This window comes from Pseudomonadota bacterium, from assembly GCA_041395565.1.
In the GTDB taxonomy this organism is placed as follows: Bacteria; Pseudomonadota; Gammaproteobacteria; order UBA9214; family UBA9214; genus UBA9214.
The window spans coordinates 180,473-194,863 of the sequence record JAWLAI010000006.1 but is presented as its reverse complement, the minus strand read 5'-3'; the positions used below and the strand labels follow the sequence as shown (position 1 = coordinate 194,863).

Here is a 14,391-nt window from a genome sequence, read left to right as displayed (position 1 = left end):
TTAGGGAATGATGGCGGCACAGCAGACACAGTCCTGGCGCGGGGAGCTGCGGTTCGACGAACCGATGGACCGGCATGTCAGCTGGCGTGCCGGCGGCAAGGCGCGGCGCTGCTACCAGCCGGCCGACCTCGACGATCTGTGCCAGTTCCTGCGCCAGCTCGACCCGGCCGAGCCGCTGCTGTGGCTGGGCCTGGGCAGCAACCTGCTGGTGCGTGACGGCGGGTTCCCCGGCACGGTGCTGCTGCTGTTCGGCGCGCTGACCGGACTGGAATGGCTCGATACCCGGCTGTTGCGTGCTGAAGCCGGTGTGAGTTGTGCCAAGGTTGCGCGCACCGCCGGTCGCGCAGGGCTCACCGGCGTGGAGTTTCTCGCCGGCATACCCGGCACCATGGGCGGCGCGTTGGCGATGAATGCCGGCGCCTTCGGCGGCGAGACCTGGACGCACGTCGCGGCCGTGGAAACCGTTGACCGTCAGGGCGAACTGCGCACGCGCACGCCGGCCGATTTTCACGTGACCTATCGGTCGGTCAGCGGCCCGGATGGCGAGTGGTTCGTGGCTGCGCATCTGGCGCTGGAGCCGGGTGATGCCACACAGGCACAGTTGCGCATCCGCGAGTTGCTGGAGCGGCGCAGTGCCAGCCAGCCGGTGCAGCAGTACAGCTGCGGCTCGGTGTTCCGCAACCCGCCGGGTGATTACGCCGCGCGCCTGATCGAGGCCTGCGGCCTCAAGGGCCGGCGCGTGGGCGGGGCGCAGGTGTCGGAAAAACACGCGAACTTCATCCTCAACACCGGCCATGCCAGCGCCACGGACATCGAGACGCTGCTGCTGCAGGTGCAGGACACGGTCGAGCGCGAACAGGGCGTGCGTCTGGAAGCCGAGGTGCGCATTGTGGGGGAACCGGCATGAGTATGCAGGTCGATCCGCGCGACTATGGCAGGGTGGCCGTCCTGCTCGGCGGTAATTCGGCCGAGCGCGAGGTATCCCTGAAGAGCGGTGCCGCGGTGCTCGCCGCGCTTGCCGCCGCCGGCGTGGACGTCACGGCCGTGGATCCCGCGGACGGTGCGCTCTGCGAACGCCTGCATGACGGCGGCTTCGCGCGTACCTTCATCGCGTTGCACGGACGCGGTGGCGAGGATGGTGTCATGCAGGGCCTGCTGGAGGCGCTCGGGATGCCCTATACCGGCAGCGGCGTGCTGGGCTCGGCCCTGGGTATGGACAAGCTGCGTACCAAGCAGATCTGGCAGAGCGCGGGCATTCCCACCCCCGCGTTCACCGTGTTGACGAGCGCCGACGAGGTGAGCGCCTGTCGCGACAGCCTGTCATACCCGGTTATCGTCAAGCCGGCACACGAGGGCTCCAGCATCGGTATCAGCAAGGTGGAGCGCGCCGATGAACTGCTGTCGGCCTGGGAGGAGGCGGCGCGCTACGACAGCAGCGTGCTGGTCGAACAATGGATCACGGGCGGCGAATATACCGCCGGTATACTGGGTGCGACGGCGCTGCCGCTCATCCGGTTGGAGACGCCGCATGCGTTTTACGACTACGCAGCCAAGTACCAGGCGGATTCCACGCGCTATCTGATCCCCTGCGGACTGGCGCCGGCACAGGAACAACAGCTGCAGCAGCTGTCCCTGCAGGCATTTCGCGCGGTCGGGGCGCATGGCTGGGGCCGGGTCGATTGCATGCTCGACACGGCCGGCAATCCCTGGTTCATCGAGGTCAACACTGTGCCGGGGCTGACGGACCACAGCCTGGTGCCCATGGCGGCGCGCGCTAGCGGCGTGGATTTCGGCGCCCTGGTGCTGCAGATCCTCGATACCAGCCTGGCACGGGATGCGGCCGGAACGGTGGGAGGGCTGCATGCCAAAGGCTGAAAGCGGTCGCGCCACGCAGGTCATCGGGTTGCTGCGCGCGCACCTGCGCACGCTCTCGGGCCTGTTGCTGCTCGGGATGCTCGCGCTGGCCACGCTGATGGGAGTGCGCTGGTTCACCGACCCCTACCGCTTTCCGCTCGGTGTGGTCGAGGTCAATGGCGATTTTCGCTACCTGCAGAAGGCACAGTTGCAGGCTGCCGTCGCGCCGTTGGCGACGGGTGGTTTCTTCACGGTCGATGTCGTGGCGATCCGCGCCGCCGCCGAGGCCTTGCCCTGGGTCCACAAGGCCTCGGTGCAGCGGATCTGGCCGGAGACCGTACGGGTGCAGATCGAGGAGCAGCTGCCAGTGGCCCACTGGCACGGGCAGGGATTCCTGAACCGCTTTGGCGAGGCATTCTTCCCGCAAGACACGCAGCCGGACATCGAGCTGCCATGGCTGGACGGTCCGGACGGACAGGAGCAGAAGGTGCTCGAGCAGTATCGGCAGGCGAGTGCGACGCTGGCGGCGCTGGGACTGCAACTACAACGGCTGCAGGTCGACGGGCGCCGCGCCTGGGAACTGCAGCTGACGGGCGGAATCACGCTGAAGCTGGGGCGCATGCAGCCCTGGCAGCGTCTGGAGCGGTTCGTGCACGCCTGGCCGAGCGTGTTCGCCGGCCGCGTGGCGGAACTGCAGACGGTGGATCTGCGCTACAGCAACGGCTTCTCGGTGGTCTGGGACCAGGCGGCCGCTGCCGGGGATTCGGGTAACAAGGGTTAACGGGACCAGGAACAGGATGGCGAAGAAGGCGGAAAAAAATCTGATAGTCGGTCTGGATATCGGCACCTCGAAGGTGGTGGCGATCGTCGGCGAGGTGCTGCCCGGGGGTGAGCTGGAGGTGATCGGTATCGGCTCACATCCTTCGCGCGGACTGAAGAAGGGCGTGGTGGTCAACATCGAATCCACCGTCCATTCGATCCAGCGCGCGGTGGAGGAGGCGGAGCTGATGGCGGGGTGCCAGATCCACTCGGTGTATGCGGGGATCGCCGGCAGTCACATCCGCAGCCTGAACTCGCACGGCATCGTCGCGATCCGCGACAAGGAGGTCACGCCCGGCGATGTCGAGCGCGTGATCGACGCCGCGCGCGCCGTCGCGATCCCGGCCGACCAGAAGATACTGCACATCCTGCCGCAGGATTTCGTGATCGACAACCAGGAAGGCATCCGCGAGCCGGTCGGCATGTCCGGCGTGCGTCTGGAGGCCAAGGTGCACATGGTGACGGGGGCAGTGAGCGCGGCGCAGAACATCATCAAGTGCGTGCGTCGCTGCGGCCTGGAGGTGGACGACATCATTCTCGAGCAGCTGGCCTCCAGCTACTCGGTGCTGACCGAGGACGAGAAGGAACTCGGGGTCTGCATCGTCGATATCGGCGGCGGCACCACAGACATCGCGGTATTCACCGAAGGCGCGATCCGTCACACCGCGGTCATCCCGATCGCCGGCGATCAGGTCACCAATGACATCGCCGTGGCGCTGCGCACCCCGACGCAGCATGCCGAGGAGATCAAGATCAAGTACGCCTGTGCGCTGACCCAGATGGCCAGCGCCGACGAGAGCATCGAGGTGCCGAGCGTCGGCGACCGGCCGCCGCGGCAGCTGGCACGTCACACGCTGGCCGAGGTGGTCGAGCCGCGCTACGAGGAACTGCTCACCCTGATCCAGGCCGAGCTGCGCCGCAGCGGGTTCGAGGATCTGGTGGCGTCCGGCATCGTGCTGACCGGCGGCAGCGCCAAGATCGAGGGTCTGGTCGACCTCGCGGAAGAAATATTTCACATGCCGGTGCGGCTGGGTGTGCCCCAGTATGTCACCGGTCTGGTGGATGTGGTTCGCAACCCGATCTTTGCGACCGGTGTCGGGTTGCTGCTGTTCGGTCACCACAATCGTGACCAGCGGTCCATGGATATCGGTCTGGGCAAGGGCATACGCGGGGTGTGGGACAGGATGAAGGGCTGGTTTCAGGGAAATTTCTGAGTTGCAGGTATCGCGGGCTGTGCGCGGCTAATCCGCCACGGCATTGATAAACGTTTTCGGGCTAATATTCGTTTCTGCCAGGAGGGGACAATATGTTTGAGTTACTGGATTCATGCGGGCAAAGTGCGGTCATCAAGGTCATCGGTGTCGGTGGCGGCGGCGGTAACGCCGTGCAGCACATGGTCGATGCCAACATCGACGGCGTCGAGTTCATCTGCGCCAACACCGACGCACAGGCCCTGCAGAACATGGGTGCGCGCACCACGCTGCAGATCGGCGGGTCGATCACCAAGGGTCTGGGTGCGGGCGCCAACCCGGACGTCGGCCGTCAGGCCGCACACGAGGACCGTGACCGTATCGCCGAGGTCATCGAGGGTGCCGACATGCTTTTCATCACCGCCGGCATGGGCGGTGGTACCGGAACCGGCGCGGCGCCGGTGGTGGCGCAGATCGCCAAGGAGCTGGGTATCCTGACGGTGGCGGTGGTGACCAAGCCGTTCACCTTCGAGGGCAGCCGGCGCCTGCATGTCGCGCACAACGGCATCAAGGAGCTGAGCCAGTACTGCGATTCGCTGATCACGATCCCGAACGAGAAGCTGCAGCTGGTGCTCGGCAAGCAGATCAGCCTGCTCGCTGCCTTCAAGGCCGCCAACGACGTGCTGCTCGGCGCGGTGCAGGGTATCGCGGAACTGATCACCCGTCCGGGCCTGATCAACGTCGACTTCGCCGACGTGCGTACCGTCATGTCCGAGATGGGTATGGCCATGATGGGATCCGGCACCGCCAAGGGTGACGACCGCGCCCGCGAGGCCGCCGAGGCCGCCGTGGCCAGCCCGCTGCTGGAGGACATCGACCTGATGGGCGCCAACGGCATCCTCGTCAACGTCACCGCCGGCCTGGACCTGGGGATCGGCGAGTTCGAGGAGGTCGGCAACACGGTCAAGGAGTTCGCCTCCGAGAACGCCACCGTCGTGGTCGGCACCGTGATCGATCCGGACATGCGCGACGAGTTGCGGGTGACCGTGGTTGCGACGGGCCTGGGCATGCAGCCGAAGAAGCCGATGGAGAAGCCGGCCGGTGCCATGCACCTCAAGGCGGTGACCAAGGAGCCGGTAGAGGTCAGCAAGGAGCCCGAGAACTACGATATTCCTACCGTCAAGCGTCGGACCGCGGCCCAGCGTGCCCAGGCGGTCGGCGGCAACTCGGCGGAGGATATGGATTACCTGGATATCCCGGCTTTCCTGCGGCGCCAGGCGGATTAGTCCCGCGGCCAGCCGGTCCCCGGGCAGAGGACAGGGGCCGGCTGGCAGCCGTCGTTATGCGGGTAGATGGATGAATCAGCTGGATAAATGGATGAACTAATTCCTTCAGGGGCCATCAGAGTGTGACCGTATTCTAGGCAGGTTAATGAGCATGTGCTAATATGCCCGCGGCTTTCCTGGTACTTGTCTGAGAATTCGGCGCGTTTTTCGAGGAAATGAATAGCCATGATTCGACAACGTACTCTCAAGAACGTGATTCGTGCGACCGGTGTGGGTCTGCACACCGGCGAGAAGATCTACCTCACCCTGCGCCCCGCCCCGGTGGATACCGGGATCATCTTCTGTCGCGTGGACCTGGACGAGGTCGTCCAGATTGCCGCACGGCCCGAGAATGTTGGCGATACCCGGCTCTCGACGACATTGGTCAGCAATGGCGTTCGCATCTCCACGGTGGAACACTTGCTTTCGGCGATGGCCGGTCTGGGTATCGATAACGCCTTCGTCGATCTGAGCGCGGCCGAGGTGCCAATCATGGATGGCAGTGCGGGGCCGTTCGTGTTCCTGATCCAGTCCGCTGGTATCGAGGAACAGGATGCGCCGAAGCGTTTCATCCGCATCAAGCGCCCCGTGCAAGTCGAGGATGGCGAGAAGATCGCCCGTTTCGAGCCCTTTGACGGTTTCAAGGTCGGATTCACCATCGAGTTCGATCATCCGGTCTTCAAGTCAAACACCCAGCACTCCGAGATCGATTTCTCCACCACCTCGTTCGTGAAGGAGGTCAGCCGGGCGCGCACCTTCGGATTCATGCACGAAATCGAGCAGCTGCGCGAGCGCAAGCTGGCACTGGGCGGCAGCCTGGACAACGCCGTGGTACTGGACAGCTACCGGGTACTGAACGAGGACGGTCTGCGCTACCGGGACGAGTTTGTGAAACACAAGATCCTCGATGCCATCGGCGACCTCTACCTGCTCGGCCACAGCCTGATCGGCGCCTTCAAGGGCTACAAGTCGGGCCATGCGCTCAACAACAAGCTGCTGCGTGCGCTGATTGCGGATGAATCCGCCTGGGAAGAAGTCACGTTCGAGGATATGAACAAGGCACCGATTTCGTTCCTGCAGCCGCTACCCACCGGCTGATTGCCTCCCCCCGGTCCCGCGGGACCCGGCGTCGCGGCCATCCGGCCGCGTCGTCACTGCAGTTTTTCCCACACCGTCCGATACATAGCATGGCGCCGCTGGCAGGCCAGCCCTGACCGTGCGGCCGAGATTCAGGAGCGTAACCCGTGCGTGTGACCGGCCTCAGGCGGGCGCACGCGGATACGGATACCGCGCAATCTGACGTTGCCAGGCAGCCTGAGCTGCCTAAGTAGCTGATGTGTCTGGAATCTCAGTCGCGCTGCCCAGGCAGGCGAGTCCGCCGCCAGCACCAGCTTGTTGCCGTTGACGGACAGCAGGCGGCAGTGGGGGCGGAGCGAGTCCGGCAGCAATTGTTGTAACTGGGCGTCGATGTCGAGCAGCAGGCGTGCCTGTCGTACCAGCCTGGATTGGGCGCGGCTGCCGATAATATCTTGAATTTTTATGGGGTTATTCATGGCGAACCAGGCGCGGGACCGAGCATGAACATCATACTGTTTAGCAACCGTCGCGGACAGGTTTGGAATTTCGAGTTTCAGCCGCTGCTGTTGCTGGTCATCGTGGTAAGCGCACTCGTTGCGACGGTCGGCGGGGCGTTCTATACCGGGCTGCACATCGGCGAGGACGGTATCGAGTTTGTCTCCGAGTTGCGGGAACAGGTGCATTCCCAGCATGTGAATGTCAAGGAGCTGCGCAGTTCCGCACAGGCCGATATCAATGCCCTGGCGCTGCGCATCGGCCAGCTGCAGGCCCAGATGCTGCGACTCAATGCCCTCGGCGAGCGCCTGGTCAGCCAGGGTGATCTCGACCGGGCCGAATTCGATTTCGATACCATACCGGCCGTCGGTGGGCCCGAGGGTGCGGCGGGTGAGGGCGGTGCGGTGGTCCTGGACGATATCCTGGCCATGCTGGACGAGTTGGATGTCGAGTTGAGTGACCGCACCCAGAAGCTGTCGGTGCTCGAGACCCTGCTCATGAACCGCAGCCTCAGCGAGCGTGTGATGCCGGCCGGCCGACCCATCAGCGACGGCTGGCTGTCATCCCGGTTCGGCAAGCGCACCGACCCCTTCACGGGCAAGAAGGAATTTCACAAGGGACTTGATTTCGCCGGGAAAAAGGGTTCCGAGGTCGTCGCCGTCGGTGATGGCATCGTCAGCTGGTCGGGCAAGCGCTATGGCTACGGCAACCTGGTCGAGATCAGTCACGGCAACGGCTACGTGACCCGCTACGGTCACAACGAACGCAATCTCGTGAAGGTAGGCGAGACCGTGAAGAAGGGTCAGCAGATCGCGCTCATGGGGTCCACGGGGCGTTCGACCGGCCCCCATGTCCACTTCGAGGTCCTGCGCGACGGCAAGGCGGTCAACCCGGCCAAGTACCTGGGTGACTGATCCCCCCCGCCCTGGTCATGGGCGGCGCCAGACACCCGCCACCGGCGGGTGGTTTTTCACTGGAACCTGCTAATTTGCAGACACATGCGGTATGATGCCGTCCTTCATCGACATTCCCCCTTGTCCTGGAATTCATGGCAATCAATATCCTCAGCAAGCTGTTCGGCAGTCGTAACGAACGTCAGCTGAAGCGCATGTCGCGGGTCGTGGCCCGGATCAACGCGCTCGAGCCCGACCTGAAGTCACTTACCGACGCGGACCTGCGCGCGAAGACGGACGAGTTCCGCCAGCGTCTGGCCGACGGCAAGACGCTGGAAGACCTGCTGCCCGAGGCCTTCGCGGTGGTGCGCGAGGCGGCCTATCGCACGCTGCAGATGCGTCATTTCGACGTGCAGCTGATCGGTGGCATGGTCCTGCACGAAGGCAAGATCGCGGAGATGCGCACCGGCGAGGGCAAGACGCTGGTAGCGACCCTGCCGGCCTACCTGAACGCACTTTCCGGTGACGGTGTGCACATCGTCACCGTCAACGATTACCTGGCACGGCGCGACGCGGGCTGGATGGGCAAGGTGTTCGGATTCCTCGGCATGACAACCGGCGTGACCGTTTCCGGCCAGCCCTGGGAGGAAAAACGCGCAGCCTACCAGGCAGATATCACCTACGGCACCAACAACGAGTTCGGCTTCGATTACCTGCGCGACAACATGGCCTTCACCATCCGCGACCGGGTACAGCGCGGGCGCAGTTTCGCCATCGTCGACGAGGTCGATTCCATCCTCATCGACGAGGCGCGCACGCCGCTGATCATCTCCGGTGCGGTGGACGAGCGTTCCGACCTGTACGTGAAGATGAACGCCCTGGTGCCGGAACTCCGGCCGCAGAAGGAAGAGGGCGGGGCGGGTGACTACACGCTGGAGGAGAAGCACCGCCAGGTATATCTGACCGAGGCCGGGCACGAACGCATCGAACAGCTCCTGGTGCGCAACGGCATCCTCCGGGAAGGGGAAAGCCTGTACGACGCGGCCAACCTGAACATCATGCATCACATGAACGCAGCGCTGCGTGCGAACCTGCTGTTCCAGAAGGATGTCGATTACATCGTGCAGGACGGCCAGGTGGTGATCGTGGACGAATTCACCGGCCGTACCATGCCCGGACGGCGCTGGTCGGAAGGTCTGCACCAGGCGGTCGAGGCCAAGGAAGGGGTGCCGATCCAGAACGAGAACCAGACCCTGGCATCGATCACCTTCCAGAACTATTTCCGCACCTACACCAAGCTGTCCGGCATGACCGGTACCGCGGATACCGAGGCCTACGAGCTGCAGCAGATCTACGGGCTCGAGGTCGTCGTGATTCCCACCCACCGGCCCATGGTCAGGCAGGATCTCGGGGATCTGGTGTTCCTGAGCATGGAGGAGAAATTCGATGCCATCATGGAGGACGTGCGTGACTGCCAGCAGCGCGGTCAGCCCGTACTCGTGGGCACGGCGTCGGTGGAGACCTCCGAATATCTGTCGAAGCTGCTCGACAAGGCGAAGATCAGGCACTCGGTGCTGAACGCGAAACAGCACGCCAGGGAAGCGCAGATCGTGGCCGAAGCGGGACGGCCGGGCACCATCACCATCGCCACCAACATGGCGGGACGCGGTACCGACATCGTGCTCGGCGGCAACCTGCAGGTGGAGCTGGGCGCACTCGAGAATCCGAGCGAGGCAGCCATCGAGCAGGCGACCGCGGAATGGAAGCAACGCCACGAGCAGGTAATCGCTGCGGGCGGCCTGCACATCATCGGCACGGAGCGTCACGAGTCACGACGCGTGGACAACCAGCTGCGTGGCCGTTCCGGGCGCCAGGGTGACCCCGGCTCCAGCCGCTTCTATCTGTCGCTGCAGGACAACCTGATGCGGATCTTCGCCTCGGAACGGGTTGCCGGCCTGATGCAGAAGCTCGGCATGCAGAAGGGCGAGGCAATCGAGCATCCCTGGGTCAGCAAGGCGATCGAGAACGCGCAGCGCAAGGTGGAGGCCCACAACTACAACATCCGCAAGACCCTGCTGGAATTCGACGACGTCGCCAACGATCAGCGCAAGGTCGTCTACGAGCAGCGTAACGAGCTGATGGAGACTGACGATGTCTCCGACATCGTCGATGCGATCCGCAGCGATGTCGTCAACGATCTGATCAGTGAGTATATCCCGCCCGGCAGTATGGACGACCAGTGGGACGTGGCCGGGCTGGAAGAGGCGCTGCAGCGCGAATACGCGTTCAGCCTGCCGGTGCGGCGCTGGCTCGACGAGGATGACGCGTTGCATGAAGAAACCCTGCGCGAGCGCATCCTGGAGGCGATGGTTGCCGCCTACCGCGAGAAGGAGGCCCAGGCCGGTGCGCCCGTTGTGCGCCATTTCGAAAAGGCCGTCATGCTGCAGGTGCTCGACACCTCGTGGAAGGAGCACCTGGCCGCAATGGATTATCTGCGCCAGGGCATCGGTCTGCGCGGTTATGCCCAGAAGGATCCCAAGCAGGAATACAAGAAAGAAGCATTTGCGATGTTCGAGGCGATGCTCGACCGCATCAAGCATGAGGTTATCAGCGTTCTCACCCGGGTCCAGGTGCGCGCCGAGGCGGACGTCGAGGCCGTCGAGGAACAGCGGCGCAGCCATACCGAGATGGATTTCAGGCACGACCAGGGCGGCGCGATGACCGAGGCGTCGGAGGGCGGCGATGAGCCGTCGCAAGAACAGCACCAGCAGCCGTTTGTCCGTGCCGGCCGCAAGGTGGGCCGCAATGAACCCTGTCCCTGCGGTTCCGGCAAGAAATACAAGCAGTGCCACGGCAAGCTGAACTGAGCGCAGCGGGATAATGGCCGTCCGGCAGGGCGGCGCCTGAGAGCGTGTTCCATGTATAGCAAGGCACTCCCAGACATGCACCCGGTAGCAGGCTTCCTGCTGGGTACCACCAGTGCGGGGATCAGGAAACCGGGCCGTCAGGACCTCGTGGTTATGCGATTGGCCGATGGCAGCGTCTGCGCCGCTGTCTTTACCCGCAACGAATTCTGCGCAGCGCCGGTGGTGGTGGCGCGCGAGCACCTGACTGCGGCCGCGCCCGCATGTTTTGTCATCAACACCGGCAACGCCAATGCGGGCACGGGAGTGGCGGGCCTGGCGGCGGCGCGCGCAAGCTGTGCGGCCGCTGCGGCGCTCGCCGATGTGCGCCCGTCCGCGGTGCTGCCATTTTCGACTGGCGTGATCGGGGAGCCGCTGGCGGTGGAGCGGCTGGTTGCCGGTTTGCCGGCAGCCTTCGCTCGGCTGACGGAAGACGGTTGGGCCGAGGCGGCGGGCGGTATCATGACAACCGATACCGTACCGAAGGGCGCGTCACGGCGTATCGAACTCGACGGTCATGCCGTGACCATCACCGGCATCGCCAAGGGCGCCGGTATGATACGGCCTGATATGGCGACCATGCTGGCCTTCGTTGCCACCGATGCGGCGGTTGATCGTGACATGCTGCAGCGCTGTCTCGCGCATGCGGTGGGGCGGTCCTTCAACCGGATCACCGTCGATGGCGACACCTCCACCAACGATGCCTGTGTGCTGGTCGCGACGGGCCGCTCGACAGCCCCGCGCCTGGTAGCCGGCACGGCGAACTACGAGCGCTTCTGCGCAGCGGTCACCGAGGTATGCATCGATCTGGCCCAGGCCATCGTGCGCGACGGCGAGGGGGCGACGCGATTTGTCACGGTTACGGTGGAACAGGGCCGCGACGGTCATGAATGCCTGCAGGTCGCCTACACCATAGCGCATTCACCGTTGGTCAAGACGGCGCTGTTCGCCGGCGATCCCAATTGGGGCCGCATCCTTGCCGCGGTCGGCCGCGCCGGCATCGGCAATCTCGACATCGCCGGTGTGGATATCTTCCTCGACGACGTCTGTATCGTGCGTGGCGGGGGGCGGGCCGACGACTATACCGAGGCGGCAGGACAGCGGGTGTTGGCGCGCAGCGAGTTCGAGATACGGGTGACGCTGGGACGCGGTGACAGCCGCGAGCAGGTCTGGACCTGCGACCTGTCCTACGACTACGTCAAGATCAACGCTGAGTACCGCACCTGAGTCAGTTCGTTTCCCTGTCGTCTGCGGCGTCGGCCGGTTCTTCCGTCGGGATGCGGTGACTGCCGTCGAGCCAGCCGCCGAGGTCGATCAGGCGGCAGCGCTCGGAGCAGAATGGACGCCAGCGCTGCGCCGTGCTCCATTCGACCAATGCGCCGCAGGTCGGGCAGTTCACGCGCCTGGTGCGGGATTGCTGCTGCACGGCATGCCCTAGATGACACAACAGGCGAGTTCGAACTCGATGTCCCTGTCCGTCTGTCTGGCGCGTTCTTCGGCCGCGGAAAACTGGAGGAAGCGGGCGGTGAAGCGGTGCCGGCCGCCACTGAGCTCGGCAAATACGGGCAGTCCGGCAGGCAGTGCGATCCGGACCAGTTGGCAGGGCAGGTTGGGATCCAGGGTACGCTGGTACAAGCCGTGTCTCGCCACCGCATGTTTCAGCGGCGTGCTGTCCCGGGTCATGGTCAGGATGAGCTGGATAGCCTGGCCGATGGCGTCGAAATTATCCAGCCAGCCCGCCAGGTCACGCCTTCTGGTCTCCGGCGGTTGTTGCAGCCAGTAATGGAAGGCCGGCAGGTCGAAGTCGCAGGTGCCGCCTGGAATGGCGTTGCGCTGCCGTATGCTGGTCAGGAATTCACTGCTCTTGAGCTCTCCGGCGATCTGGCCGTTGATGCTGTGCATCCGGTCGATCTGGCCGTTGATATTGTGCAGCAACCGCTTGAGCTGCTCGGCATCGACCGCGGGATTCTGTCCCAATCGCTTCAGATTGCTTGAATGCCGTTCGAGCTCCTTGAGGACTTCGGACTTGAGATTGGTGTTCCCGAAGATATCCATGATTTCAAGGATGCAGTTGAGCGTTGCCCGGCTGTCCCAGGCGGATGCTCGCTCCAGATGGAAACTTGCCTGGCGGAACAGGTATTCGAGGCGCATGAAGATGCGCGTGCGTTCATTGAGCGGCTGTTCGTAAAAGATCCGCTCCGGCGCCGGCGTACTGCCGGCCTGCCGGGCAGCGCCGTTGCCGGCGCTCTTCGTATCACTGTTGCTGCGGCTGGCATATTGAGTTGTGGAGCTAGTGCTCATTCGATATGTCCATGAAGTGCATGTGTAATTTTCGTGTCCGCTCGATCAGCGCCGCCACGTCCGCATCATTGTGAATGATGTCGTCCGCAGCGCTAAGGCGCGTACTGCGATCTGCCTGCGCTGCCATGATACCGCTCACTACATTGTGTGACAGCCCATCGCGTGCGGCAACCCGTTTGAGCTGTTCTTTTTCCGGTGCATCCACCACGAGTATCCGGTCCACCAGGTCGGTTTGCCCCGCTTCCAGCAGCAGCGGGATGACGACGATGCAGTAGGGTTCGGTAATGGTTTCCAGCCAGGTGCGCACACGCTGTCTGATCCGGGGGTGCAGGATGGCCTCGAGTGCGTGCTTGTCAGCCGGATCGGCGAATATCCGTGTGCGCAGGTAGGCCCGGTCGAGCGTACCGTCCTGCCGCAGGGCGCGGGAGCCGAAGCGGTTTACGATTTCCTGCAGGGCGGGTTGGCCGGGAACGACCAGTTCGCGTGCCAGCTCGTCGGTATCGATAACGGGGACGCCGAGCCGGATGAATTCCGCGGCGACCGTGGATTTGCCGCTGCCGATGCCGCCGGTGAGGCCGATCACAAGCGGCTTGCCGCCGGTTTTGGGACGTGCATGCGGAGGGGTGTCCGGGACGATCACGTACGGCTCAACGCAAATAAAGGCCGATAATGTCCCGTCCCCAGAGGAGTGTCAACCAGCCGGCAGCTGCAAGGAATGGTCCGAACGGCATGGGTTGGTTGTGGTCGCGCCCGCGCAGCAGTATCAGGCCGATGCCGAGCGCCGCGCCGACCACGGAAGAAAACAGGATGACCACCGGCAGCTGCTGCCAGCCCACCCAGGCACCGATCGCGCCGAGCAGCTTGAAATCACCATAACCCATCCCTTCCTTGCCGGTGAGTAGCCTGAACGCATGATAGATCGTCCACAGCGACAGATAGCCAGCCGCGGCGCCGACGATGCTCGTCGAACTGTTCACGAAGACGTCGTACAGGCTCAGCAGCAGGCCGGCCCAAAGCAGGGGCAGGGTGATGGCGTCGGGCAGGATCTGGTGATCGAAATCGATCATGAACAGCGGGATCAGAGCCCAGGTGAACAGCAGCGCCGCCGCTGCCTGGAGGCCAAAGCCGTAGTGCGCTGCCACCGCAGCGGACAGCAGCGCCGTGGCGAGTTCGATCAGCGGGTAGCGGCGCGGTATCGGCGTGCCGCAGCCGGCACAGCGCCCCTGCAGCAGCAGGTAGCTCAATATCGGGATATTCTCAAGCGCCCGGATCGGGCGCTGGCAGTGGGGGCAGCTGGAAGGGGGCACGACCAGGTTGAAGGCAGCCGGCGCCGCGGCTGCAGACTCCGCGCTGCCCTGCAGTTCCCGGCATTCGTTCGCCCAGGCGCGGTTGATCATGATCGGCAGCCGGTAGATGACCACGTTGAGGAAACTGCCGACCAGCAGGCCGAGAACACCGCAGCAGACACCGAATAGGGCCGGCGATCCCTCGAGCAGGCGCAACAGTTCCATGGGTCAGGCCACCCCCGGGTGGT

14 protein-coding genes are annotated in these 14,391 nt (G+C 64.2%); 9 read left to right on the top strand and 5 right to left on the bottom strand.

The features are described 5' to 3' along the window. Positions 1-10 precede the first annotated feature (10 nt). The 6 genes from murB (at position 11) to lpxC (ending at position 6,286) form a co-directional block, all read left to right on the top strand. Positions 11-907 (top strand): UDP-N-acetylmuramate dehydrogenase, encoded by an 897-nt coding sequence (gene murB, locus R3F42_10650; protein ID MEZ5542493.1) that lies wholly within the window; start codon positions 11-13, stop codon positions 905-907. Further along, complete coding sequence (locus R3F42_10645; protein MEZ5542492.1) at positions 904-1,875, top strand: D-alanine--D-alanine ligase; 972 nt, start codon at positions 904-906, stop codon at positions 1,873-1,875. Before murB ends, R3F42_10645 begins: the two co-directional genes overlap by 4 nt. Next, positions 1,862-2,635 carry a cell division protein FtsQ/DivIB gene (locus R3F42_10640; protein MEZ5542491.1) on the top strand — a complete coding sequence of 258 codons (774 nt, stop codon included), beginning with the start codon at positions 1,862-1,864 and terminating at the stop codon, positions 2,633-2,635. The genes R3F42_10645 and R3F42_10640 overlap by 14 nt, the downstream gene beginning before the upstream one ends. A 16-nt stretch (positions 2,636-2,651) precedes the next feature. Continuing rightward, on the top strand, positions 2,652-3,887 hold the full coding sequence (gene ftsA / locus R3F42_10635; GenBank protein MEZ5542490.1) for a cell division protein FtsA: 1,236 nt from the start codon (positions 2,652-2,654) through the stop codon (positions 3,885-3,887). Positions 3,888-3,979: 92 nt separating this feature from the next. Then, the gene (gene ftsZ, locus R3F42_10630) at positions 3,980-5,149 is read left to right on the top strand and encodes a cell division protein FtsZ (protein MEZ5542489.1); all 1,170 of its coding nucleotides are present in this window, start codon (positions 3,980-3,982) and stop codon (positions 5,147-5,149) included. A 225-nt stretch (positions 5,150-5,374) separates the two neighbouring features. Continuing rightward, on the top strand, positions 5,375-6,286 hold the full coding sequence (gene lpxC / locus R3F42_10625) for a UDP-3-O-acyl-N-acetylglucosamine deacetylase (GenBank protein ID MEZ5542488.1): 912 nt from the start codon (positions 5,375-5,377) through the stop codon (positions 6,284-6,286). A gap of 131 nt (positions 6,287-6,417) precedes the next feature. On the opposite strand, the gene R3F42_10620 is transcribed toward lpxC, so the two are convergent. Further along, on the bottom strand, positions 6,418-6,741 hold the full coding sequence (locus R3F42_10620; protein MEZ5542487.1) for a DUF721 domain-containing protein: 324 nt from the start codon (positions 6,739-6,741) through the stop codon (positions 6,418-6,420). 24 nt (positions 6,742-6,765) lie between these two features. On the opposite strand from R3F42_10620, the gene R3F42_10615 reads away from it, so the two are divergent. From R3F42_10615 to argJ, 3 genes are all read left to right on the top strand, one after another. Continuing rightward, the gene (locus tag R3F42_10615; GenBank protein MEZ5542486.1) at positions 6,766-7,674 is read left to right on the top strand and encodes a M23 family metallopeptidase; all 909 of its coding nucleotides are present in this window, start codon (positions 6,766-6,768) and stop codon (positions 7,672-7,674) included. Positions 7,675-7,808: 134 nt separating this feature from the next. After that, on the top strand, positions 7,809-10,520 hold the full coding sequence (gene secA, locus R3F42_10610) for a preprotein translocase subunit SecA (protein MEZ5542485.1): 2,712 nt from the start codon (positions 7,809-7,811) through the stop codon (positions 10,518-10,520). 51 nt (positions 10,521-10,571) lie between these two features. Continuing rightward, entirely contained in the window at positions 10,572-11,783 is a 1,212-nt protein-coding gene (gene argJ, locus R3F42_10605) for a bifunctional glutamate N-acetyltransferase/amino-acid acetyltransferase ArgJ (protein MEZ5542484.1), read from the top strand. Between the two features lies 1 nt (position 11,784). Here argJ and R3F42_10600 read toward each other — a convergent pair whose 3' ends face one another. The 4 genes from R3F42_10600 to R3F42_10585 form a co-directional block, all read right to left on the bottom strand. Further along, the gene (locus tag R3F42_10600) at positions 11,785-11,982 is read right to left on the bottom strand and encodes a DNA gyrase inhibitor YacG (protein ID MEZ5542483.1); all 198 of its coding nucleotides are present in this window, start codon (positions 11,980-11,982) and stop codon (positions 11,785-11,787) included. A gap of 8 nt (positions 11,983-11,990) precedes the next feature. Further along, entirely contained in the window at positions 11,991-12,857 is an 867-nt protein-coding gene (zapD, locus tag R3F42_10595; GenBank protein MEZ5542482.1) for a cell division protein ZapD, read from the bottom strand. Further along, positions 12,847-13,440 (bottom strand): dephospho-CoA kinase, encoded by a 594-nt coding sequence (gene coaE, locus R3F42_10590; protein ID MEZ5542481.1) that lies wholly within the window; start codon positions 13,438-13,440, stop codon positions 12,847-12,849. The genes zapD and coaE overlap by 11 nt, the downstream gene beginning before the upstream one ends. A 64-nt stretch (positions 13,441-13,504) precedes the next feature. Beyond that, complete coding sequence (locus tag R3F42_10585) at positions 13,505-14,368, bottom strand: A24 family peptidase (protein MEZ5542480.1); 864 nt, start codon at positions 14,366-14,368, stop codon at positions 13,505-13,507. Between the last annotated feature and the right edge of the window lie 23 nt (positions 14,369-14,391).